Here is a 22120-nt window from a genome sequence, read left to right on the forward strand (position 1 = left end):
CTCCCGCGGCATCCCTCCTTAAGAGGGCGCCATGCGGGCGCCGGGCGGATGACGCGCGGCCGCCCTTTCCCGTCCGTCCTGCCAGAGTCAGCCCCGATGAGCGGCGTCAACGAGATCCGGTCGACCTTCCTCGACTACTTCGCCAAGGCGGGACACGAGGTCGTGCCGTCCTCGAGCCTCGTGCCGAAGAACGACCCGACGCTGATGTTCACGAATGCCGGCATGGTGCAGTTCAAGAACGTCTTCACGGGCATCGAGAAGCGCGCCTACGACCGGGCGGCGACCGCGCAGAAATGCGTGCGGGCCGGCGGCAAGCACAACGACCTCGACAATGTCGGGTACACGGCGCGCCACCACACGTTCTTCGAGATGCTCGGCAACTTCTCGTTCGGAGACTACTTCAAGGACCGCGCGATCGAGCTGGCCTGGACGCTGATCACCAAGGAGTTCGGCCTCAAGCCTGACAAGCTCCTCGTCACCGTCTACGCCGACGACGACGAGGCCGCCGGCCTGTGGAAGAAGATCGCCGGCTTCCCGGACGAGAAGATCATCCGGATCGGGACCTCCGACAATTTCTGGCAGATGGGCGATACCGGCCCGTGCGGCCCCTGCTCGGAGATCTTCATCGACCAGGGCCCGGCGCTCCAGGGCGGCCCGCCCGGCTCGCCGGACGAGGACGGCGACCGCTTCCTCGAGTTCTGGAACCTCGTGTTCATGCAGTACGAGCAGCTGGAGCCGAGCGTGCGCAACCCGCTGCCGCGGCCGTCGATCGACACCGGCATGGGCCTGGAGCGCATGGCCGCGATCCTCCAGGGCGTCCACTCGAACTACGACACCGACCTGTTCCGCGCCCTGATCGATGCCGTGGCCCACGCGGTCTCGCGGGCGCCGGAGCCCGCGACGGTGGCCTCCTACCGGGTGATCGCCGACCACCTGCGCGCGGCGTCGTTCCTGGTGGCCGACGGCGTGCTGCCGGGCAACGAGGGCCGCGGCTACGTGCTGCGCCGGATCATGCGCCGCGCCATGCGCCACGCCGAGATCCTGGGCGCCCGCGAGCCGACCATGTTCCGCCTCGTGCCGACGCTGGTCCGCGAGATGGGCCAGGCATACCCCGAGCTGATGCGGGCCGAGAGCCTGATCGCCGAGACCCTGAAGCTGGAGGAGACCCGCTTCCGCCGCACCCTGGAGCGGGGTCTGTCGATCCTCGACGCCGAGAGCCGTGAGCTCAAGGAAGGCGACAAGCTCTCCGGCGACACCGCCTTCACGCTCTACGACACCTACGGCTTCCCCCTCGACCTGACACAGGATGCCCTCAAGGCCCGCGGCATCGGCGTGGACACGGACGCCTTCGCGGTCGCGATGCAGCGCCAGAAGCAGGCGGCCCGCGAGGCCTGGAAGGGCTCGGGCGAGGCGGCCACCGAGACCGTGTGGTTCGGCCTGCGCGAGCGCGTCGGCGCCACCGAGTTCCTGGGCTACGAGACCGAGACCGCCGAGGGCATCGTGACGGCGCTCCTGCGCGACGGCGCCGAGGTGAAGACCCTCGAGGCGGGCCAGACCGGGCTCGTCCTCGTCAATCAGACGCCGTTCTACGGGGAATCGGGTGGCCAGGTCGGCGATACCGGCTTGATCCTGGCGCCGGGCGTGCGGGCCCGGGTCACCGACACCCAGAAGAAGCTCGGCGACCTGTTCGTCCACCACGTCACCGTGGAGGAGGGGACGTTGGTCCTCGACCAGCCGGTCGAGCTCAAGGTCGACACCGTCCGGCGCAAGGCGATCCGGGCCAACCACTCGGCCACCCACCTGCTCCACGAGGCCCTGCGGCAGGTGCTGGGCGACCACGTCGCCCAGAAGGGCTCTCTGGTCAGCCCCGAGCGGCTGCGCTTCGATATCAGCCATCCGAAGCCGATCGAGGCCGACGAGCTCACCCGCGTCGAGGACATCGCCAACGCGGTGCTGCTGCAGAACGCCCCCGTCGTCACGAAGCTGATGGCGGTGGACGACGCGATCGCGTCGGGCGCCCGCGCTCTGTTCGGCGAGAAGTACGGCGACGAGGTGCGGGTGGTCTCGATGGGGCTGCCGGTCGACGGCGCGGCGGAGAAGGGCCGCTCCAGGAACTTCTCCGTTGAGCTCTGCGGCGGCACCCATGCCGCGCGCACCGGCGATATCGGGGCGATCACCATCGTGGCGGAGAGCGCGGTGGGCGCGGGCGTGCGCCGGATCGAGGCGCTGACGGCCGACGCGGCGCGCCGCCACCGGGCCGAGGAGGCCCGGACGCTGGCGGCGCTCGCCGGTATCCTGAAGGCGCCGGTCTCCGAGGCGCCCGATCGCCTGACCGCGCTGATGGAGGACAGGCGGCGCCTGGAGCGCGAGCTGGCCGAGACCCGCCGCAAGCTCGCGATGGGCGGCGAGGGCGGCCCGGGCTCGGGCGCGCAGCAGACCGAGATCGGCGGGGTGGCCTTCCGCCGCTCGGTCATCGAGGGGCTCGACATGCGCGACCTCAAGCCGATCGTCGACGAGGAGAAGAAGCGCCTGGGCTCCGGCGTCGTGGCGGTGGTCGGCGTCGGGCCGGACGGCAAGGCGGGGCTGGTGGTCGGCGTCACCGACGACCTGACCGAGCGCTACGACGCCGTCGGGCTCGTGCGGGCCGGCGCCGGGGCGCTCGGCGGGAAGGGTGGCGGAGGCCGCCGCGACATGGCGCAGGCGGGCGGACCGAACGGCGCCGGCGCCGAGGCCGCCCTCGACGCCGTCGCCCAGGCCCTCACCGAGGCTGCCTGAGACGCACCGGCACGCGGAACGGCCGCACCGGCGACGGTGCGGCTCCTGCAGGTCTCGCGGGTTCGTCGTGGCCGATACCGGCCGGGGCGCACGCCCGTTCCGGCGTCGCCCCGCAACCCCGCGCTGTTCCTGTCACGAAACATCGGGCCCGGTCGACCGGAGCGACCGAGCGGGCGCAGATTACCGATTGCCGCCGCCGCCACCGCCCTGCGGCGCGACCCGCGACGGCTGGTTGGCATTGCCGGCCGCCGCCGAGTTGTTGGAGATCGTGTCGGCCGGGCGCCCGGTCGGGGAATAGGTCACCGCGGCCTCGTTCCCGGTGGCGTCGCTCTGCTGGCTCACGACGCCCGGCGCGCCGGGAGCCGGGGCGACCGGCCGGGCCTCGACCTGGGCGCTGGCCGGCGCGACGGTGGCGAGGGCGAGGAGGCTGGCGAGAAGTGTCCGGGTCATGAGGATCCTTGTCGGTTTCAGACCGGGGCAACTTCAGGCGCGCGCGATCGATCCCGCGCTGTTCCGACGCGGGACCGACGCCGAATGGAGCGCGTGGCAGAGCGCTACTTCACGCGGGTCCAGGTCTGCCGCTTGCAGAAGACGCTCATGACGCAGCCGGACACCTCGAGCGCATCGGGACCCGTGAGCTTCAGCGAGCCCGAATACGTCTTGCCGTCGTTCGGGTTGTAGAGGGAGCCCGAGAAACCGCCGCCTTCGGGCTGTCGCGCGTCGAGGATCTGGACGCCGACGACGCTGCGGCCGCGCAGGGCCGGATCGGGGTTCTTCGCGTCCAGGCCCTTCCCGGGGGCGCTGATGATCGTCCCGCAATAGCCGCCGCCGCACGGCGCGATGCGGACGCGGGAGCTGCCGGTCTCCGTCAGCCACACGCCGGCCGGATCGGCCGCGAGGACCGGTCCGCACGCCGCGCCCGTCGCGAGCAGAGCCAGAACCGTGCGGCGAAACCTCGAACCCATTCCATTCCTCCGAACCGAGAACGCGGCCGGGTTCTTACCGCGATGCAGGCGGCAGCGCACCGCCCAGATAGGTCTCGACGACCTCGCAGAACGGTTGCCCGGCACCGGTCGACAGCACGGCGTCGATCTCGAAGAGCGGATCGTTCGGTCCGGGGGCGGCCCTCTGGACCGGCGCGCGCACCTCGACGGTGTTGCGCACGGGGGCGAGGGGACGCACGACGCGGCCGAAGGGCGTGCGGGTGCTGTCCAGCGTCGCGTTCATCTCCGGGGTCAGGCGGGCCGGAACGTACCAGTTGTCCGCTTCGGACAGGACGCGATCCCCGCAGGCGAGACGCACCCGCCGATAGCGGACGGGCTCGTCCGGGCCGATCGCCAGGCGCGCGCGCTGCGCCGCGGTGAGGGGCTTGTCGGCCACGGGGACGCGCTCCGCCACGAGGTGCGGATCTCCGGCGAGCCTGTGGTCGGCGCACCAGCTCTCGAGGGCGAACGTCGCGCTGTGCGCCGCGAGGATGCGGCTCCGCAGCGAGGCGATGAGGACCTGCGCTTCGTCGGCCGCGACCGGCGCGTCGGCAGGCTTCGGTGCCAAGCCGGCGTCGAGCGCCCAGCTGCGCGGCCCGCTCACCACGATCGGTCCAAGCAGCACCGCGAGCGCCACGCGCGGCGCCCGGAGCGGCCGTGCGCGCTTCCCGGGCCGCGGTTCGTCGCGGGTCGGCCTGTCCCGCGCCAGTAATGGTAAGATGCGGACGGCATGGCGGAAAGACTTTCCGGTGCGCCACAGCATGTCGGACCATCTCCTCCCAGCTGAAACACCAGATCTTCGCCAGAGGCCGCGGCGCCGAGGCCCGGCAGAACGTGCCGACCGGGCCGCTTCCCGGCCCGGTCGGCGATGCGGGCCGAGATCTATACAAGACGCGCCGATCCGTCGAGCCGCCCGCCCGCCGACCGTCACGGTGCCGACGACGCGCCTAGCGACGCCCGACCGGCGGCAGGTCGGTGCAGAGGCCGAGGCCGGCCTCCGCCGCGAGGCCGATCGTCTCGCCGAGGGTCGGGTGGGGATGGATCGTCCGGCCGATATCGGTGGCGTCGGCGCCCATCTCGATCGCCAGCGCGATCTCGCCGATCATGTCGCCCGCGCTCGGGCCGACGATGGCGCCGCCGACGATGCGCCGGGTCTGCGCGTCGAACAGCAGCTTGGTCAGGCCGTAATCGGCGCCGTTGGCGATGGCCCGGCCCGAAGCGGCCCAGGGGAAGCGCGCCACCTCGACGGCCCGCCCGGCCGCCTTCGCGGCCGTCTCGGTGAGGCCGGCCCAGGCGATCTCCGGGTCGGTGTAGGCGACCGAGGGGATCACGGCGGCATCGAAGCCGGCCTTGTGGCCGGCAGCGGCCTCGGCGGCGACGTGGCCCTGATGCACCGCCTTGTGGGCGAGCATCGGCTGGCCGACGCAATCGCCGATGGCGAAGATGTGCGGCACGTTCGTGCGCATCTGGGCGTCCACCTGCACGAAGCCGCCGTCCAGCACAACGCCGGCCGCGTCGAGACCGAGCGTCGCCCCGTTGGGCCGGCGGCCGGCGGCCTGGAGCACGAGGTCGTAGGTTCCGGGCTCGGCCTCCCCCGAGAAGGTCACGGCGATCCCGTCCGGTTTCGCCTCGGCGGAGACGACCTCGACCCCCGTTAGGACGCGGTCGAAACGGTGAGCGTTGCGCTTCGTCCAGACGCTGACGAGATCCCGGTCGACGCCCTCGAGCAGGCCGGGCAGGCGCTCGACCACGTCGACCCGCGCGCCGAGTGCGCTGTAGACCGTTGCCATCTCCAGGCCGATGATGCCGCCGCCGATCACCAGGAGCCGGCGCGGCACGGCGGGCAGTTCCAGCGCCCCGGTGGAATTCACGATCCGCGGATCGTCCGGGAGCATCGGCAGGGCCACCGGCGCCGAGCCCGCCGCCACGACGGCGCCCGTGAAGGTGACGTCGCGCGTGCCGCCGTCGTGCAGCGTCACCGAGACCGTGTCGGGCCCGGTGAAGCGCGCGGTTCCACGAATCACCTCGACCTTCCGCTGGCGCGCCATCTGGGCGAGCCCGTCGGTCAGGCGCCGGACGGTGCCGGCCTTGAAGGTCCGCAGCTTCTCCAGGTCGATCGTCGGCGCGCCGAAGCTGATCCCGTGCGCGGCCAGCCGGACGGCCTCCTCGGTCACCGCGGCCACGTGGAGCAGCGCCTTCGAGGGAATGCAGCCCACGTTGAGGCAGACGCCGCCGAGGGTCGCGTGGCGCTCGACCAGGATGACGCGCTGCCCGAGATCGGCGGCCCGGAACGCGGCCGAGTAGCCGCCCGGTCCGCCGCCGATCACGAGGAGGTCGCAGCTCGCGCCCGCCTGCGGCTTCTGGGGCGGTGGGGCGAGGGCCGGCGCGGGGGCCGGCTCGGCGCGCGCGCCGGGCGCCTCGACCGCGAGGCGGGCGACGAGGGTGCCAGCCGAGACGGTGTCGCCGAGGCCGACCAGCATCTCCGCGAGGCGGCCCGCCGCCGGGGAGGGGATGTCGAGCGTCGCCTTGTCGGATTCGACCACCAGCAGGGTCTCGTCCTTGGCGACCGGCTGGCCGGGCGCCACCGGGATCTCGATCACGGGCACGTCGGCGTAGTCCCCGAGATCGGGAACGCGGATGTCGAGGGTCTCGGTCATGGCGGCGGTCACAGGAGGGCGCGGCGCAGGTCCGAGAGGACCGACGCCACGTGGCCGAGGAAGCGGGCGGCGGCGACGCCGTCCACGACGCGGTGGTCCCAGGACAGGCTGAGCGGCAGGATCAGGCGCGGCTGGAAGGCCTTGCCGTCCCAGACCGCCTCGGTGCGCGAGCGCGCCGCGCCCAGGATGGCGACCTCGGGGGCGTTGATGATCGGGGTGAAGCCGTCGCCGCCGATGCCGCCGAGCGACGACACCGAGAAGCAGCCGCCCTGCATGTCGGAGCCGGGGAGGGTCCCGGCCCGGGCCCTCTCGGCCATCGCCGCCATCTCGGTGGCGATCTCGATCAGCCCCTTGCGGTCGCAGTCGCGCACCACCGGCACCATCAGGCCCTTCGGCGTGTCCACCGCGAAGCCGACATGGACGTAGTCCTTCAGGACGAGGTCGCCGCCCTCGAGCGAGGAGTTGAACCGCGGGTAGGCGCGCAGCGCCGAGGCCGCCGCCTTGATCAGGAAGGCCACCATGGTGACGCGCGCGGGCGGCGTCCGCGTCTCCGTGTTCAGGCCGACCCGGAACAACTCGATCTCGGTGACGTCGGCCCGGTCGAAATTGGTCACGTGCGGGATCGTCAGCCAGTTGCGGCTGAGATTGGCCCCCGAGAGGCTCTGGATGCGCGAGAGCGGCTCGCGCCGGACCGGCCCGTACTTGGCGAAGTCCACCTCCGGCCAGGGCGGCAGGCCGGCGCCGATCCCGGGCGCGGCGGCGGGCGCCCGGGCCGGCGCGTTGAGGGCCGCCTTGACGAAGGCGTGCACGTCCTCGCGCAGGATCCGGCCCTTGGGCCCAGTGGCCGGCACGCCGTCGAGGCTCACGCCGAGCTCGCGGGCGAGCTGGCGGACGGACGGGCTGGCATGGACGTCGCCGCTCGTCGCCCGGATCGGCTCGGCCTGGATCGGCTCCGGCGAGGCGCGACCGGCTCCCTCTCCCGTGCGGGGGAGGGTCGGGGTGAGGGGTGCGCCGTCCCCGGAAAACCCTGATCCCTCACCCTGTCCCTCTGCCGGTCGGGAGAGGGCACCCGCGCTCCCCTCGGGGGACGACGCCGCCGCGGCAGCGGGAGTTGCGTCCGGCGCCGGTGCGGCCCCGCTGCCCTCCGCGGGTTCCATTGTCAGGATCGGCGTTCCTTCCGACACCTTCGACCCCACCGAGACCAGCAACTCGCGCACGATTCCGGCGACCGGGGAGGGGACCTCCATGGTGGCCTTGTCGGACTCGATGCTGAGGATCAGGTCGTCCACCGCGAGGCGGTCGCCGGGCTTCACCAGAAGCTCGATGACCGGCACGTCCCGGTAGTCGCCGATATCCGGAAGGGCGATCTGCAGCGCGGCGCTCATGCGGGCGAATTCCGTAGGTCGGGCGTTCGGAGAGGGGGTGGGGCGGATGGCGCCCCTCGACGGGGCGCCCGGCCTCAGATCGTCCAGGGCGCGGGCGCGTCCGCCGCGATGCCGTAGCGGCGGATCGCGTCCGCCACCGTGGTGCGCGGCACTGTGCCGGCCTCGGCCAGGGCGTGCAGGGCGGCGATGACCACGTGCTGCCGGTCGACCTCGAAGAACCGGCGGAGCGCGCTGCGCGTGTCGCTGCGCCCGAACCCGTCGGTGCCGAGGGCGACGAAGCGCGCGCCGACGTAGGAGGCGATCAGCTGCGGGTAGGCCCGGACGTAGTCGCTCGCCGCGACGACGGGCGCGGTGCCCGGCAGCAGCGCCGCCACGTGGCTGACCGGCGCCTCGGCCTCCGGGTTGAGCATCGCCTGCCGCTCGGCCTCGCGGGCGTCGCGGGCGAGCTCGCTGAAGCTCGTCACGCTGAACACCTCGGCGGAGACGCCGAAATCCTCCGCGAGCAGCGCCGCGGCCGCGATCACCTCCGGCAGGATCGCGCCGGAGCCGAGAAGGCGCACCGCGGCCGCCCCGCCTTCCGGTCCCGACAGGCGGTACATGCCTCTCAGGATGCCGGCCTCCGCCCCGGCGGGCATGGAGGGCTGGGCGTAGTTCTCGTTCATCGCCGTCAGGTAGTAGAAGGCGTCCTCGCCCTCCTCCATCATCGCCCGGGCGCCCCGGTCGACGATCACCGCCATCTCGTACGCGAAGGCCGGATCGTAGGCCCGGCAGTTCGGGATCGCGGCCGCCTGCATGTGGCTCGACCCGTCCTGGTGCTGCAGGCCCTCGCCGCCGAGCGTCGTGCGGCCCGCCGTGGCGCCGATCAGGAAGCCGCGGGCGCGCTGGTCGGCCGCCGCCCAGATCAGGTCGCCGACCCGCTGGAAGCCGAACATCGAGTAGTAGATGTAGAACGGCAGCATCGACAGGCCGTGGACGCTGTAGGCCGTGGCCGCCGCCGTCCAGGACGAGATCGCCCCGGCCTCGGTGATGCCCTCTTCCAGGAGCTGCCCGTCCCGGGCCTCGCGGTAGTAGAGCATCGAGCCGGCATCCTCCGGCTCGTAGAGCTGGCCGTCCGGCGCGTAGATCCCGACCTGCCGGAACAGGTTGGCCATGCCGAAGGTCCGCGCCTCGTCGGCGACGATCGGCACGATCCGCGGCCCGAGATCCTTGTGCTTCAGGAGGTTGCCGAACAGGCGCACCACCGCCGTGGTCGTCGACATCTCCTTGCCGCCGGCCTCGAGCGCGAAGCCCGCGTAGGTCGAGAGCGCCGGAACCGCGACGGTCGGCGCCGTGCGGCGGCGGGCCGGCAGGACGCCGCCGAGCGTCTCGCGGCGCTCGCGCAGGTAGCGCATCTCGGCGCCGTCCTCGGCCGGCTTGTAGAAGGCCAGACCCTCGACCTGGGCATCCGACAGCGGCAGGGCGAACCGGTCGCGGAAGGCGCGCAGCGCGTCGACGTCGAGCTTCTTGGCCTGGTGGGCGGTCATGCGCGATTCGCCCGCGCCGCCCATGCCGTAGCCCTTCTTGGTCTTGGCCAGGATCACCGTGGGCCGGCCCTTGGTGGCCTTGGCGGCCGCGAAGGCCGCGTAGAGCTTGCGGAAGTCGTGGCCGCCGCGCTTCAGCCGGTCGACGTCGGCGTCCGACATGTGGGCGACGAGCTCGCGCACCTCCGGATCCTCGCCGAAGAAGTGGGCGAGGTTGTAGGCGCCGTCCTTGGCGCCCAGGGTCTGGTACTTGCCGTCGACCGTCTCGGCGAAGCGGCGCAGCAGGGCGTGGTTGGTGTCGCGGGCGAAGATCCCGTCCCACTCCGAGCCCCACAGCACCTTGATGACGTTCCAGCCGGCGCCGCGGAACAGGCTCTCCAGCTCCTGGATGATCTGGCCGTTGCCGCGCACCGGCCCGTCGAGCCGCTGCAGGTTGCAGTTGATGACGAAGGTCAGGTTGTCGAGGTTCTCGCGCGCCGCCAGGGCGAGGCCGCCGATCGATTCGGGCTCGTCCATCTCGCCGTCGCCGAACACGCCCCAGACGTGCCGCCCGGCGGTGTCGGCGAGGCCGCGGTTGCCGAGGTAGCGCATGAACCGCGCCTGGTAGACGGCGTGGATCGGGCCGATGCCCATGGAGCCGGTGGGGACCTGCCAGAAATCCGGCATCAGCCAGGGATGCGGGTAGGAGCACAGGCCATCGCCGGCGATCTCCTGGCGGTAATGCTTCAGCTGCTCCTCGGAGAGCCGCCCCTCGAGGAAGGCCCGGGCGTAGACGCCCGGCGCCGAATGCGGCTGGAAGTAGACGAGATCGCCGTCCGCGCCGCCCTTGAAGAAGTGGTTGAACCCGACCTCGAACAGCTCCGCCGCCGAGGCGTAGCTGGCCACGTGGCCGCCGAGCTCGCCGTAGGCCATGTTCGCGCGCACCACCATGGCGAGGGCGTTCCAGCGCATGATCGAGGTCAGGCGCTCCTCGATGTCGAGGTCGCCCGGGTAGCGCGGCTGCTTCTCCAGCGCGATCGTGTTCCGGTAGGGCGAGTAGGGGAGTGCCTCGTCGAGGATGCCGATCTCCTTCGAGCGCCGCTCCAGGCGGTCGAGGAGGAAGCGGGCCCGGGCCGCGCCCTCGGTGCGGAAGACGGATTCCAGCGCGGCGAGCCAGTCCTGGGTCTCGGTCGGGTCGTGGTCCACCTCGGCGGACCGCGCGATCGTGGCTTTCGGCGGTATGGCGTTCATCGGCGCGGCCTCCCTGGTCGACCCGATCATACGAGCATCCGGGCGGCCGGACTTACCGAACCTTTGCTCCGAGACTGCATCCGGCGGATTGATATTCCGGTTGGCCGGCGATAGGCGGAAAAACATGCCGCGCACGGCTCGGTCCGGCCGGTGCCGCGCCGCTCCACGCCGCCGCTCGTCCGGAGACCGAACCCATGCCCGCACGCCCGGCCCCGCTCGACGCCGCGAGCCTGCGCATCCTCGAATGCCTGCAGCAGGACAGCGAGATCAGCATCGCGGATCTCGCCGAGCGGGTGGGCCTGTCGACCTCGCCGTGCTGGCGCCGCGTCAACGACCTGAAGGAGGCGGGGGTCATCCGCGGATGCGTGGCGGTGGTCGACCCGCTGAGCCTGGGGCTCGCAGTCAACGTGTTCGTCCACGTCTCGCTGGAGAAGCAGACCCAGGCCGCGCTCCGGGCGTTCGACGAGGCGGTGCGCAGCCGCCCGGAGGTGATGGAATGCTACCTGATGAGCGGCGAGGCCGACTACATGCTGCGGGTCGTGGTCGAGGATCTGGGCCAGTACCAGAAGCTCGTCCTCGATCACCTCACGCGGATCCCCGGTGTGGCCAATATCCGCTCGAGCTTCGCCCTGGGACAGGTGAAGTACACGACCGCCCTGCCGCTCGGGCACCTGACCCGCTGAGCCGTCATGGGCGATGACGGCGCGTCGAGGACGCCTGCGCCCGCTCTTGAAGTCAAAATCCGGGATACTGGATCTCCGGGCGGAGGCCGGGATCGGCCGCGTCGCGCGGGAGATGAGTGGTGGAGCCTAACGGGATCGAACCGATGACCTCTTCCATGCCATGGAAGCGCTCTCCCAGCTGAGCTAAGGCCCCAAATTGTGTTGCGGTCGACGTCCCTCACGGGTCCGCGTCGCGCGAGAGTAGGATGGTGGAGCCTAACGGGATCGAACCGATGACCTCTTCCATGCCATGGAAGCGCTCTCCCAGCTGAGCTAAGGCCCCACTTTCGTCATCCACCGCGGTTGGGTCCCGCGGCGTCTCACCGTCCGACTTGCGTCCGGCGAGGCCGGTTCTATAGGCGGCTCGCACCGCGGACTCAACCCCCTTTTTTCGCTGTCGCCGGGGGTTTTTGGTGGGGGAGGCGGAGACCGCCTCAGCCCTCTTCGTCGTTCTCGATATCGCCGTCGATCAGGTCGGAGACGTCGTCGTCGCCGCTGTCCTCCTCCTCGAGGAAGGTGTCGTCGTCGCTGGAATCCCCGTCCTCGACCGACTCGTCCTCGGGCGTCGGATCCGCGTCGTCCTCGGCGGCTTCGACCTCGTCGAGGGAGACCAGCTCCGGCCCCTTCTCGTCCGTCTCGTCCTCATCGTCGTTGGTGGCCGCGCTCCGCGACAGCGCCGGAGGCGCTGCCCGGCTCGAGGTCGCCACGGCCTGGTAGACCGCCCCGCATTTCGGGCAGACGGCGGGATCGCGGGCGAGGTCGTAGAACTTCGCGCCGCAGCTCATGCACTGGCGCTTCAAGCCAAGTTCCGGTCGGGCCACGGGCGGACACCTCGTCGTCAGTACTGTCTCGGGGGAGGGGCCCCGTTAGTCGCGGTGGCGGCCCCTGTCAATCGAGCCCGTGCGGGGGCGTTTCCGGGCGGCGCGCTCCCGCGGATCGGCGCGGGTCACGGACGGATACGGATGGATGGGGATGGATGACGCCGGGCGGTGCCCGTGTTAACCGCGCGGCGATGTCACCGTCCGATTGCAGCGCCGCGGCAGGGCCGCGCGACGCGCCGGATCCAGACCCACTTCTCAGAGCCCGAACGGACGTCCCGTGTCGCACGATTCGAGTCCTCAGCCCCTCACCGCCGCGCCGGGCGCCCCGCTGCGCGGGCGCCTGCGCCCGCCCGGCGACAAGTCGATCTCGCATCGGGCCATGATCCTCGGCCTGCTCAGCCAGGGCGAGACGCGGGTCGAAGGCCTGCTGGAGGGCGACGACGTCCTGCGCACCGCCGCCGCCGCGAAGGCCCTCGGCGCGGGCGTCGAGCGGCTCGGGGCCGGGAGCTGGCGGGTCCGGGGCGTCGGCATCGGCGGCCTCGGCGATCCGGCCGAGGTGCTCGATTTCGGCAATGCCGGCACCGGTTCTCGCCTCATGATGGGCGTGGTCGGCGGGCAGCCGGTCACCGCGACCTTCGACGGCGACGCCTCCCTGCGGTCGCGGCCGATGCGCCGCATCCTCGACCCGCTGACCCGCATGGGCACGCAGGTCCTCGCCGAGGCCGAGGGCGGGCGGGTGCCGCTGACCCTGCGGGGTCCCAAGGAGGCGATCCCGATCACCTACGAGACCCCGGCAGCCTCGGCGCAGATCAAGTCCGCGGTGCTGCTCGCCGGCCTCAACGCCCCCGGCGTCACGACCGTGATCGAGGCGGCCGCGACCCGCGATCACACCGAGCGGATGCTGCGCCTGTTCGGCGCCGCGGTCAGCGTCGCGCCGCACGGGCCGGACGGCCACGGCCGCAGGGTCGCGCTGACGGGGCAGCCGACCCTGCGCGGCACCGACGTGGTGGTGCCGGCCGACCCGTCCTCGGCGGCGTTCCCGCTGGTGGCGGCGCTGATCGTGCCCGGCTCCGACGTGGTGATCGAGGGCGTGATGATGAACCCGCTGCGCATCGGGCTGATCACGACGCTCCTGGAGATGGGCGCGCAGATCGAGCGCGTGGCCGAGCGGGAGGAGGGCGGCGAGACCGTGGCCGACCTGCGCGTGCGCGCGAGCCGCCTGACCGGCGTCGATGTCCCGGCCGAGCGGGCGCCCGCGATGATCGACGAGTACCCGGTGCTGGCGGTGGCGGCGAGCTTCGCCGAGGGCCGGACCCGGATGAACGGCCTCCACGAGCTGCGGGTCAAGGAATCGGACCGCCTCGCCGCCGTGGCGGCCGGGCTCGCCGCCAACGGCGTCCGCCACACGGTCGAGGGCGACGACCTCGTGGTCGAGGGCGACGGCGCGGCGGCGCGGGGCGGCGGGACGGTCGCGACCCATCTCGACCACCGCATCGCCATGGCGTTCCTGGTGATGGGCCTCGCGGCGCGCAGCCCGGTCACGGTGGATGACGGCGCGATGATCGCCACGAGCTTCCCGAGCTTCCTCCCGACCATGCAGGCCCTCGGCGGCCGGATCGAGGCGTGACCTCCATGCCGCTCGTCATCGCGATCGACGGACCGGCCGCGTCCGGCAAGGGCACCCTCGCCAAGCGTCTGGCCGACCATTACGGCCTGCCGCATCTCGACACCGGGCTCCTCTACCGGGCCGTGGCGCTGGCCCTGCTCGATGCCGGCCTGTCGCTGGACGATTCCGCGGCGGCGGCGCGGGCGGCCCTGGCCCTCGACGCCGGCCGGCTCGACGACCCGCGCCTGCGCGACCGGGCCATGGGCGAGGCGGCCTCCCGCGTCTCGTCGGTGCCCGAGGTCCGCGCCGGCCTGCTCGCGTGGCAGCGCCGCTTCGCGGCCGATCCGCAGGGGGCCGTACTCGACGGGCGCGACATCGGCACGGTGGTCTGCCCCGAGGCCTCGGTGAAGCTGGTCATCACGGCGTCCTCCGAGGAGCGCGCCCGCCGCCGCCACCGGGAGCTGGCCGGCCGCGGCGAGGCGGCGACCTTCGCGGCGATCCTGGCCGACATCGAGGCCCGCGACGCCCGGGACGCCTCCCGCAGCGCCGCGCCCCTCCGCATGGCCGACGACGCCGTCCGGCTCGACACAACGGAGCTCGACGCGGACGCGGCCTTCGACGAGGCGCGGGACATCGTTGAGCGGACCCGCGGCGACGCGGCCTGAGGGTTGTCCACCTCGCTCGTGTTGACCCCCCGGGCCCGCTCACCTATTGCGGACGCGCCGTCCCCGACGGGCCGCCCCGCGCGGCCCGGGACGCGAGCGCGTAGCTCAGCTGGTAGAGCAACGGACTTTTAATCTGTAGGTCCTGGGTTCGAGTCCCAGCGCGCTCACCACCTCCTCGACCCTCGCTCCTGAAACGCGGCGCCCGGCCTGATCGCCGCTCCGCAGACCCGCGACTGGTCGGCGGCTGGGCGCCCCGCCCACACGAAAATCGGAACCCCTGGTTGCGCTTCGGGTTGGGCTCCCAACGCAACTGCGAAGGAGTCACCGATGCGCAAGCTCGCTCTCATCTCCGCCGTCACCCTCTCCCTCGGCGCGCTCGGCGCCACGGGCGCCCAGGCGCAGGGCTACGGCTACGGCGGCCATCACGGCTACGGCTACGGCCGGGGCTACGATCGCGGGTACGGCCCGCGGCGGGATTTCGGCTACCGCCGTCACCGCGGTCTGTCGACCGGGGCCGCGATCGGCCTGGGCATCGCGGGTGCGGCCGCCGGCGCCGCCGCCGCGGGCGCCTTCGACCGGGGCCCGGGCTATTACGGCCGCGGCTACTGAGACGCCGCACAGCCCGACGGAACAGCCTGACGGAGCAGGGCCCCGCCGCCACCGCGGCGGGGCCCTCGCCGTTCGAAGCGACCGCGCGCCGTGCGGGGCGGCTCAGCGCAGCCAGCGCCGGATCTGCTCGCGGATCGTCGGACGCACGGCCCGCCGCGCGCGCACCGCCGCGAAGCGGTCGATGCGGATCCGGTCGGACGGGACCTGGCGCAGGAACCGCTCGGCGATCTCGAAGATCACGACGTCCGGCCGCACGGCCTCGACATAGGCCCAGTCAATATTGGCCGACCAGATCGCGTGCACCTCCCCGAAGGTCTCGGCCAGCATCGCGGTGAGGCGCGCGCCCGGGCTGTAGATGTAGGAATCGCCGAACAGCACCACGCGCCGCGGATCCGGTGCGTCCTCGTTCTCCAGGACGACGCGGGATCCGACGAACAATCCGCGCGGACGCACGGCCCGCCCCGATTCCCGCACCGCGACCAGTGCGTTTGCGTCGGTCCGCGCCGCCCGGCGCGTGAAGTCGTAGGCGACGTAGTCCTCGTCGACCGGTGGAACGAGCTTCTCGCCGAGATCGAAGGTGAAGCGCTCGCTCACGCTGGTCCCGGCGAAGACGTGCGCGGCCACCGGCGCGTCCAGGGCCGCGCAGAGCGCCCGGTACGCGGTCAGATAGCCCCGGTAGGTCCAGTGTGTGTCGGTCCGCAGGTAGACGGGCTCCTCGGTCCGCGCCGCCAGGAGCGGTGTCTGCAGGTCGACCATCGCGGCGCCGCTGTCGCCGGCGACGAGCCGGGCGAGCCGGATCCCGGGCGGGTCGTCGAGCCCCGGGAAGGGCCGGCCGAGCAGGTCCGGATAGATCGCGAGCTTGTCGGGGATGACGGTGTGCACGTGCCGGATCCCGAGCCTGTCGAGGCGGCGCGCCCGCTGCCCGATCAGCCGCGTCCAGCGCTTCAGGATCCGCCGCGAGGTCGGGGTGTCGCCGTAGAAAGCTTCGACTTCGCGGGCCCGTCCGACCCAGTACAGCCAGCCATCGTGCCCCACGGCCACGCCGTTGCCGCCCGTCTTCAAAGATCCCGGCCTCCTGCCGCCCGCGACGCGTTCCTCTGTCGACGCTGGGCTCCCGCCTCGTCGGATCCGCGCGGGATTGCAACCCCTTTGCTGCCGTTCACTGCCTTCCGCCACCACGTCGCCGCGGCGACCCGCGACCCGCGACCCCGGCGACGGCGACGCGTGTGGCGCGCGACGCCCGTCGGAGCGGCGCCCCACCACGGCTTTTTCGCCCGTGCACCGGGCCGGCGGTGAAACCTTATAGCCGCGCCGCGGGTACTTCCGTCAGGCGCATCACTCCGCGCGGCGTTGCGATAAAGGGCCGGTCCATGTCCGCGCTTGTCACGTTCATCGGCTGCGGCCTCGTTCTGGCGGGGTTCGCGGCCGAGAAGTTCGCCGAGCGCCGCTGGCTCGCGGCGAGCCGCCCCGCGCCGCTCGACACTCTCGCGGTTCTGGCGCTGGCGCTGCCGGCCGTCGGGCTCACGCTGATGGCGACGCTGGCGGTCTGAGCCCGCCGGGCGCCGGTCTCACGCCGCGTCGCCGCAGAACAGAACTCCGACCATCCGCTCCCTGCGCCAGACGAGCTGGACCGCGTAACGCATGTCGGCGCTCGCCAGCACGAGGTCGAACACATCCTCCAGCTGCACCGCCTGCGAGCCGAGAAATTCCAGCATCGCGCCGCGATCGGAGATGTTCTTGACCTGGCAGGGATAGCGGGAGCCGTCCCGATGCTGGGCGAAGGCCAGGAGGGCGGTGGGTTTTCGCTCGGCCGCGCGGCGGTCAACGAAGACGGCGGGGGGGCTGGCGTTGCGGGACACGGCCGAGGTTCCTGCCCAGGTCGGCCGGTATGGCGCGATATCAGTAAAAATGCGCCGGATTTGCTAACATGTTATTGATGATCGGCTTCAAGCGGCAGGCGAAACAAGTCGCATCCGGTCTATCGATCCGATCTCCGGTAATCACTGCCGATCTTCTCTCTGCGGCCCCTTGCCGGCCTTGATGAACCTGCCGATCAGCAGGCCGAGCGGGATCGACACCAGGAACCATGTGCGCAGGAATCGCAGGGTGTTCATCGGCTCGCTCCGACGGCGTGATCGGGGTCGCGTCCGCGGCCATCCGGGCCGATGTCGCCGTTGCGATCCTGAAGCCTATCTGGTTCTGCCCGCAGCCTCTGCCAGTGCGCTCCCGTGCGAGGCCGCGCCGCGAGGACATCCGGAGACGATCATGCGCATCCGCCCTGGCACGGCCCTCTTGGCGAGCTTGACGCTCGGCTTGCCGACGACCGCGGTGGCCGAGGCGCCCGGACAGCCGCCGACGGTCGCACCTTCGACCGATCGGGCTTCCGCACCCGTGTCGTGGCCGCCGAACTTCTCCCGCAACGTGCAGGGGACCGGTGTGCCCGGCCTGGATGGCGGCCACATCTTCCTCTGGAACCGGCCGCAGGGCTTCGATCCGGTCTCGACCCTGCGGGTCGACCGGCACGTGCCGGAGGGATCGGGCGAGGCCACTCACACCTACAAGGCGCTGTGGGCGCTCGGCTCCACCGGCCCGCACAATGCCGGCTACGAGTGGACGATCACCGGCGAGCTGCACAACCGCGCGCTCGCCAGCACGGGGGCGCAGAACGTCGCCGTCAACGGCACGATCTTCAAGGAATCCAACGGACTGGGACCGGTCGGACCCTCCTGGGCCGGGAACTTCAACTGTGTCGACATGACCGACGAGGCCGATCCCGTCGCCTCCTGCATCGGCGCCGAGATCGACGTCTCGGCGCAGTCGCCGACCACGGACCGCAACCGCCAGCGGGTCGGCCTGCAGATCTCCACCGGCGGCGTGCCGGGTGCCCATACCGGCTACGGGATCCTGATGGGCAACCTCACCGGCTCCATCACCGACCGGGCCATCTCGTTTCAGGGGGAGGGCACCTACGGCATCGGGATCGATGCCGCCGCCGCGCGGTTCACCGGCGTCCCGATGCTGCTCGCGGCCGGGCAGGCGATCGGGCTCGACGGCGACCGCGAGGGCGGCTTCTCCCGCAGCCTCGGCTTCGACGGGCGCGATCTTGTCTACGGCACGGGGGCCGGGCCGGTCGTGCGCGTGAGCGATAGCGGGCAGATCGACGCCGCCTCCGTCCGCGAGAGCCTGCCGCGGCCGCCCGCGAGCAGCCGGGCGCCGTGCAGCCCGGGGGAACATGCCTGGGACGAGGCCTACGAGTACCGCTGCGTCGCGCCCGACCGGTGGAAGCGCGCGGCGCTCAGCGACTGGTGAGCTGCGCGGCCCGAGGTCAGCGGTCGAGGATGCGCACCACCGCGCGGGTCTCGGGGTCGACGACGACGACCTTGTCGCCGGGCGCCACGAAGTAACCGAAGCGGCGCAGGCGCGGGTTCGGGGCATCCGTGAAGGGGGCCAGCCGTACGTCGGGCGGCACGATGCTGCCGGGACGCAGCGGGATCGATCCGATGATCGGGCCCGGACCCACCGGCCGGCGCACGATATAGTCGCGCACCACCACGTCGTCGTCGGGGCCGAACTCGTCGGGAGTCACGATCACCGCCTGCGCGAAGGCGGAGCCGGTGAACAGCGCCGCGAATCCGAGGGCTGCGGCGACGCTGGCGCGGGTCGACATGTCGGACTCCCGTGAGGCCCCGGCGTGAGTGCCTGGGCCGCCGGAAACATCAGGGTCCGCGCTTCAGTTCCAGTCAGCGGCCAGTCAGCGGCCAGTCAGCGGCCGGTCAGCGGCCGATCTGCCCGGCCTCCGCCAGGGGGACGGGCGACCAGCGGGTCAGCTGAACGTATCCGTCGAGGGCCGCCACCACGACGTGGCGACGGTGGCGGTGCACCACAGCCCCGGGCGTGTGCGCGTGGCGCTCCTGCCAGCCCTGGGCCTCCGCCACGAAGACCCGGGCATCTCCGAGCCGCGCGATCGTCTCGACCGTGCCGAAGGCCCGGACCCGGCGCAGGACCGTCTCGATGTCCTGCCGGAAGTCGAGCGTCCGGTCGGCATCGGTGGCCCGGGGCCAGTAGGAACCGTCGCCCTGCGGTTCGGAGCGCTTCCAGCGGTTGGGCAGGTCGCGGCCGAGGGGGCCGGCGGCGAGGCGGCGCGCCGCCATCTGGCACTTGGCGAGCAGCGTCTCGTGGCTCTCGCGGGGGCTCAGGGCGAAGATCTCCTGCGCCAGGATATCGCCGGTGTCGAAGCCGTCAGCCAGGACGTGGGCGGTGACGCCCCAGGTCTCGTAGCGGTCGAGGACGGCCCGGAACAGCGGGTAGGGGCCGCGGCCCGTCGGCAGCGGCGAGGGGTGGAGGTTGAGGCCGTAGGCGGCGCGGCCCTTCCAGCCCTTGATGAGCCACGGATAGCCCGCCACCACCAGCGCCCAGTCCCGGCCGTGCTCGGCCTGCAGAGCCTCGATGTCCCGCTCGCGGATCCGCGAGAGCTGAATCGGCAGCCGCAGGGATCGGGCGCGGGCGACGATCACCTCGTTGTGGTCATAGACGCCGTCGCAGGGGCGCGTGAACAGCTTCACCGGCGTCCAGCCGGCGTCCAGCAATCCCTCGAAGACCCCGCCGAGGAAGTCGATGCCGGCGAACGCGAACTTCATGCTTGCCGCCTGCGACCTTGTGCACGTGGAGGGCGCGGATCCGCCGCCTGCCCGGTGGCGTCCCCGGCCTTACCTTGATTGGGCCGATGGCGGTAGCAGGGGGAGCAGCGTGGGTCGGGTGATCGTCTGCGGCGGGACCGATCCCGCCGCCCCTGCCGCGGCCGGCGGCGCCTCCGTCCCGCGCTCCGCGGGTTGAGGCGATGGCCGGGAGACGCCGCGGCGCCGCCGCACCGACCGGAACGCTCCGCTTCGTCCTCGGCGACCAGCTGACCCGCCGGGTCTCGAGCCTCGTCGACCTCGATGCCGGCTGCGACGTCGTCCTGATGGTCGAGGTCCGGGACGAGGCGACGTATGTCCGCCATCACAAGCAGAAGATCGCCTTCCTGTTCGCCGCCATGCGCCACTTCGCGGCCGAGCTGGAAGCGGAGGGCGTCGCCGTCGACTACGTGCGCCTGACCGATGCGGGCAACACGGGCAGCTTCACCGGCGAACTGGAGCGTGCGGTCGCACGCCACCGGCCGGAGCGGGTCGTGGTGACCGAGCCGGGCGAGTGGCGCGTCTGGGAGATGATGCAGGACTGGCGGGAGACGCTGGCGGTCCCGGTCGAGATCCGCGCCGACAACCGCTTCCTGTGCCCGCGCGAGGACTTCGCCCAGTGGGCCGAGGGCCGGCATCACCTGCGGATGGAGACTTTCTACCGCGGCATGCGGCGCCGGACCGGCCTCCTGATGGACGGCGGCGAGCCCGCGGGCGGCCGCTGGAACTACGATCCCGAGAACCGCAAGCGCCTGCCCAGGGGGCATCGTCCGCCCGACCGGATCGGCTTCCAGCCCGATTCCGTGACGCGCGCGGTCATCGCCCTCGTGGAGGCGGAGTTCGGCGACCATTTCGGCGATCTCACCGGCTTCTCCTGGCCGGTGACGCGGGCGGACGCCCTCGCGGCGCTGCGGCACTTCCTGGCGGACGCGCTGCCGACCTTCGGCGACTACCAGGACGCGATGAAGACCGGGGCGCCCTTCCTGTACCACGCGCTCCTATCGCCCGCCCTCAACGCGGGCCTGCTCACCGCCGAGGAGGTGTGCCGGGCCGCCGAGCGCGCCTATCGCGACGGCGCGGCGCCGCTCCACTGCGTCGAGGGCTTCATCCGGCAGATCCTCGGCTGGCGGGAATACGTGCGCGGCCTCTACTGGGCGCGGATGCCAGGCTACCGGGACACCAACGCCCTCGGCGCGGGCCGCGACTTGCCGTGGTTCTACTGGTCGGGGGAGACGGCGCTGAACTGCGTCGCCCAGGTCGTCGCGGAGACGCGCGCCCACGCCTACGCGCACCACATCCAGCGCCTGATGGTGACCGGGAACTTCGCCCTCGTCGCGGGCCTCGACCCGGCGCAGGTCGAGGAATGGTACCTGATCGTCTTCGCGGACGCCTACGAGTGGGTCGAGCTGCCCAACGTTCACGGCATGGTGCTGTGGGCCGACGGCGGTGTCATGGGCTCCAAGCCGTACGCGGCCTCCGGCGCCTATATCGACCGGATGTCCGACTACTGCGCGTCCTGCGCCTACGACGTGAAGGTCAAGGCCGGGCCGGACGCCTGCCCGTTCAACTATCTCTACTGGAACTTCCTCATCGAGAACGAGGACCGGCTGGCGGGCAATCAGCGGATGGCCATGCCGTACCGGACGCTTCGGGGCCTGGGCGACAGGCGCCGCGCCGAGATCCGCCGCGACGCGGCCGCCTTCCTCGACGCCCTCGAGGCCCGGCCGGGCGCCGATCAGAGAGGGGACCAGACCGACAGGGTCACGTAGGGACAGGCCCGGCCCCGGCCGGTCTCGGACTGGAGGCCCGCCGAGGCCCGGAAGCTGTATCCCCCGAGGGCGAAGTCGGTCCCGTGCAGGCCGAGGCTCCACTTCGCGTAGCCGGTCCCGTCCGCGTAGAGCGCGGCCTCGGGGCCGAGATAGGTTTCCCAGAGGCGATAGCCCCAGGCGAGGCGCGCCCACAGGCTGTCGCGGGCCGATCCCGCGACCGCGCTCGCCTGGAGCAGCGTCGCCTCGGTCGGACGCGCCCAGACCTCGCCGTGCAGCCGCAGGCCGAGGCGCGTCGGTCGGACGTCGAGCTGCGGCCCCGCGACCAGCATCTCCCGCGCGATTTCGGGCCCGGCATAGGCGGCGACCACGCCCCAGTCGAAGAACCACTGGTAACCGCCGAGCGCCGCCGCGGCGACGGTGTAGCGCGTGCGGGCATTGTCCGCGCCGTGCTCCGCCCGCCGCCCGCCGCCGACGCTCGCCAGCGCGGCGAACCCCTCCTGCGCGAGAGACGTCAGGCCGGCCTTCGCCCCGACGGTCAGGAAGGTGTCGCCGCCCGCGTCGAGACTGCCGAACAGGAGCGTGTCGATCTCGCTGGCGGCGGCCGCGCCGGCATGACCCGCGATCACGGCGAGGCCCGTGCAGATCAGGGGCGCGAGGCCGGCGATTCTCGAACGGTGGCGCTGCCTCTGCACGGTCGATCCTCCG

General features: G+C 72.3%; 20 protein-coding genes and 3 tRNA genes. 9 read left to right on the forward strand and 14 right to left on the reverse strand.

The window, feature by feature from the left end; all coding sequences use genetic code 11:
• The first annotated feature begins 96 nt into the window (after window positions 1-96).
• Entirely contained in the window at window positions 97-2775 is a 2679-nt protein-coding gene (gene alaS, locus MOTC310_RS13685; RefSeq protein WP_331302142.1) for an alanine--tRNA ligase, read from the forward strand.
• A gap of 180 nt (window positions 2776-2955) precedes the next feature.
• Here the strand turns inward: alaS and MOTC310_RS13690 are convergent, their stop codons facing one another.
• From MOTC310_RS13690 to mdeB, 6 genes are all read right to left on the reverse strand, one after another.
• Complete coding sequence (locus MOTC310_RS13690; protein WP_331293359.1) at window positions 2956-3225, reverse strand: hypothetical protein; 270 nt, start codon at window positions 3223-3225, stop codon at window positions 2956-2958.
• A 104-nt stretch (window positions 3226-3329) separates the two neighbouring features.
• A complete protein-coding gene (locus tag MOTC310_RS13695; RefSeq protein ID WP_331293358.1) occupies window positions 3330-3740 on the reverse strand; it encodes a DUF2147 domain-containing protein in 411 nt (136 codons plus the stop codon).
• A gap of 34 nt (window positions 3741-3774) precedes the next feature.
• Window positions 3775-4383 (reverse strand): hypothetical protein, encoded by a 609-nt coding sequence (locus tag MOTC310_RS13700; RefSeq protein ID WP_331302233.1) that lies wholly within the window; start codon window positions 4381-4383, stop codon window positions 3775-3777.
• A gap of 322 nt (window positions 4384-4705) precedes the next feature.
• A complete protein-coding gene (gene lpdA / locus MOTC310_RS13705) occupies window positions 4706-6415 on the reverse strand; it encodes a dihydrolipoyl dehydrogenase (protein WP_331302143.1) in 1710 nt (569 codons plus the stop codon).
• Between the two features lie 8 nt (window positions 6416-6423).
• Window positions 6424-7800 (reverse strand): 2-oxo acid dehydrogenase subunit E2, encoded by a 1377-nt coding sequence (locus tag MOTC310_RS13710; RefSeq protein ID WP_331302144.1) that lies wholly within the window; start codon window positions 7798-7800, stop codon window positions 6424-6426.
• Window positions 7801-7874: 74 nt separating this feature from the next.
• The gene (gene mdeB / locus MOTC310_RS13715) at window positions 7875-10550 is read right to left on the reverse strand and encodes an alpha-ketoglutarate dehydrogenase (protein ID WP_331302145.1); all 2676 of its coding nucleotides are present in this window, start codon (window positions 10548-10550) and stop codon (window positions 7875-7877) included.
• 194 nt (window positions 10551-10744) lie between these two features.
• Here mdeB and MOTC310_RS13720 point away from each other — a divergent pair, with 194 nt between their 5' ends.
• Window positions 10745-11233, forward strand: a complete 489-nt coding sequence (locus MOTC310_RS13720; protein ID WP_331293354.1) for an Lrp/AsnC family transcriptional regulator — start codon at window positions 10745-10747, stop codon at window positions 11231-11233.
• Window positions 11234-11350: 117 nt separating this feature from the next.
• On the opposite strand, the gene MOTC310_RS13725 is transcribed toward MOTC310_RS13720, so the two are convergent.
• From MOTC310_RS13725 to MOTC310_RS13735, 3 genes are all read right to left on the reverse strand, one after another.
• Window positions 11351-11426 (reverse strand) — tRNA-Ala (locus MOTC310_RS13725).
• 53 nt (window positions 11427-11479) lie between these two features.
• Window positions 11480-11555, reverse strand: a tRNA-Ala gene (locus tag MOTC310_RS13730).
• A 151-nt stretch (window positions 11556-11706) separates the two neighbouring features.
• Window positions 11707-12093, reverse strand: a complete 387-nt coding sequence (locus MOTC310_RS13735) for a TIGR02300 family protein (RefSeq protein WP_331293353.1) — start codon at window positions 12091-12093, stop codon at window positions 11707-11709.
• Between the two features lie 277 nt (window positions 12094-12370).
• Between MOTC310_RS13735 and aroA the strand changes: the two genes are divergently transcribed.
• From aroA to MOTC310_RS13755, 4 genes are all read left to right on the forward strand, one after another.
• On the forward strand, window positions 12371-13720 hold the full coding sequence (gene aroA / locus MOTC310_RS13740; RefSeq protein WP_331302146.1) for a 3-phosphoshikimate 1-carboxyvinyltransferase: 1350 nt from the start codon (window positions 12371-12373) through the stop codon (window positions 13718-13720).
• Between the two features lie 5 nt (window positions 13721-13725).
• Window positions 13726-14364, forward strand: coding sequence for a (d)CMP kinase (gene cmk, locus MOTC310_RS13745; RefSeq protein WP_331302234.1), 639 nt, complete (start codon window positions 13726-13728; stop codon window positions 14362-14364).
• 94 nt (window positions 14365-14458) lie between these two features.
• Window positions 14459-14534, forward strand: a tRNA-Lys gene (locus MOTC310_RS13750).
• Window positions 14535-14691: 157 nt separating this feature from the next.
• Window positions 14692-14973: a hypothetical protein gene (locus MOTC310_RS13755; protein WP_331302147.1), complete on the forward strand. Its 282-nt coding sequence runs from the start codon at window positions 14692-14694 to the stop codon at window positions 14971-14973.
• Between the two features lie 102 nt (window positions 14974-15075).
• Here the strand turns inward: MOTC310_RS13755 and MOTC310_RS13760 are convergent, their stop codons facing one another.
• Entirely contained in the window at window positions 15076-16035 is a 960-nt protein-coding gene (locus tag MOTC310_RS13760; protein WP_331302148.1) for an alginate O-acetyltransferase AlgX-related protein, read from the reverse strand.
• 308 nt (window positions 16036-16343) lie between these two features.
• On the opposite strand from MOTC310_RS13760, the gene MOTC310_RS13765 reads away from it, so the two are divergent.
• Window positions 16344-16523: a hypothetical protein gene (locus MOTC310_RS13765; RefSeq protein WP_331293338.1), complete on the forward strand. Its 180-nt coding sequence runs from the start codon at window positions 16344-16346 to the stop codon at window positions 16521-16523.
• 18 nt (window positions 16524-16541) lie between these two features.
• On the opposite strand, the gene MOTC310_RS13770 is transcribed toward MOTC310_RS13765, so the two are convergent.
• Window positions 16542-16832, reverse strand: a complete 291-nt coding sequence (locus MOTC310_RS13770) for a PilZ domain-containing protein (RefSeq protein ID WP_331302149.1) — start codon at window positions 16830-16832, stop codon at window positions 16542-16544.
• A 406-nt stretch (window positions 16833-17238) separates the two neighbouring features.
• Here MOTC310_RS13770 and MOTC310_RS13775 point away from each other — a divergent pair, with 406 nt between their 5' ends.
• The gene (locus tag MOTC310_RS13775) at window positions 17239-18282 is read left to right on the forward strand and encodes a hypothetical protein (RefSeq protein ID WP_331302150.1); all 1044 of its coding nucleotides are present in this window, start codon (window positions 17239-17241) and stop codon (window positions 18280-18282) included.
• A 16-nt stretch (window positions 18283-18298) separates the two neighbouring features.
• On the opposite strand, the gene MOTC310_RS13780 is transcribed toward MOTC310_RS13775, so the two are convergent.
• Window positions 18299-18640 carry a hypothetical protein gene (locus MOTC310_RS13780; RefSeq protein WP_331302151.1) on the reverse strand — a complete coding sequence of 114 codons (342 nt, stop codon included), beginning with the start codon at window positions 18638-18640 and terminating at the stop codon, window positions 18299-18301.
• Between the two features lie 106 nt (window positions 18641-18746).
• Entirely contained in the window at window positions 18747-19610 is an 864-nt protein-coding gene (locus tag MOTC310_RS13785; protein ID WP_331302152.1) for a formyltransferase family protein, read from the reverse strand.
• 200 nt (window positions 19611-19810) lie between these two features.
• On the opposite strand from MOTC310_RS13785, the gene MOTC310_RS13790 reads away from it, so the two are divergent.
• Window positions 19811-21415, forward strand: coding sequence for a cryptochrome/photolyase family protein (locus MOTC310_RS13790; protein WP_331302153.1), 1605 nt, complete (start codon window positions 19811-19813; stop codon window positions 21413-21415).
• Here MOTC310_RS13790 and bcsS read toward each other — a convergent pair.
• On the reverse strand, window positions 21382-22107 hold the full coding sequence (gene bcsS, locus MOTC310_RS13795) for a cellulose biosynthesis protein BcsS (protein WP_331302154.1): 726 nt from the start codon (window positions 22105-22107) through the stop codon (window positions 21382-21384). The two genes, MOTC310_RS13790 and bcsS, sit on opposite strands and share 34 nt — an antisense overlap.
• Window positions 22108-22120 lie beyond the last annotated feature (13 nt).

The organism is Methylobacterium oryzae (assembly GCF_036441375.1).
In the GTDB taxonomy this organism is placed as follows: Bacteria; Pseudomonadota; Alphaproteobacteria; order Rhizobiales; family Beijerinckiaceae; genus Methylobacterium; species Methylobacterium oryzae_A.

Bases quoted from the DNA above. Each gene is read 5' to 3' on its own strand.
- alaS (WP_331302142.1), top strand. From the start codon at position 97: ATGAGCGGCGTCAACGAGATCCGGTCGACCTTCCTCGACTACTTCGCC.
- MOTC310_RS13690 (WP_331293359.1), bottom strand. From the start codon at position 3,225: ATGACCCGGACACTTCTCGCCAGCCTCCTCGCCCTCGCCACCGTCGCG.
- MOTC310_RS13695 (WP_331293358.1), bottom strand. From the start codon at position 3,740: ATGGGTTCGAGGTTTCGCCGCACGGTTCTGGCTCTGCTCGCGACGGGC.
- lpdA (WP_331302143.1), bottom strand. From the start codon at position 6,415: ATGACCGAGACCCTCGACATCCGCGTTCCCGATCTCGGGGACTACGCC.
- MOTC310_RS13710 (WP_331302144.1), bottom strand. From the start codon at position 7,800: ATGAGCGCCGCGCTGCAGATCGCCCTTCCGGATATCGGCGACTACCGG.
- mdeB (WP_331302145.1), bottom strand. From the start codon at position 10,550: ATGAACGCCATACCGCCGAAAGCCACGATCGCGCGGTCCGCCGAGGTG.
- MOTC310_RS13720 (WP_331293354.1), top strand. From the start codon at position 10,745: ATGCCCGCACGCCCGGCCCCGCTCGACGCCGCGAGCCTGCGCATCCTC.
- cmk (WP_331302234.1), top strand. From the start codon at position 13,726: ATGCCGCTCGTCATCGCGATCGACGGACCGGCCGCGTCCGGCAAGGGC.
- MOTC310_RS13755 (WP_331302147.1), top strand. From the start codon at position 14,692: ATGCGCAAGCTCGCTCTCATCTCCGCCGTCACCCTCTCCCTCGGCGCG.
- MOTC310_RS13765 (WP_331293338.1), top strand. From the start codon at position 16,344: ATGTCCGCGCTTGTCACGTTCATCGGCTGCGGCCTCGTTCTGGCGGGG.
- MOTC310_RS13775 (WP_331302150.1), top strand. From the start codon at position 17,239: ATGCGCATCCGCCCTGGCACGGCCCTCTTGGCGAGCTTGACGCTCGGC.
- MOTC310_RS13780 (WP_331302151.1), bottom strand. From the start codon at position 18,640: ATGTCGACCCGCGCCAGCGTCGCCGCAGCCCTCGGATTCGCGGCGCTG.
- MOTC310_RS13785 (WP_331302152.1), bottom strand. From the start codon at position 19,610: ATGAAGTTCGCGTTCGCCGGCATCGACTTCCTCGGCGGGGTCTTCGAG.
- MOTC310_RS13790 (WP_331302153.1), top strand. From the start codon at position 19,811: ATGGCCGGGAGACGCCGCGGCGCCGCCGCACCGACCGGAACGCTCCGC.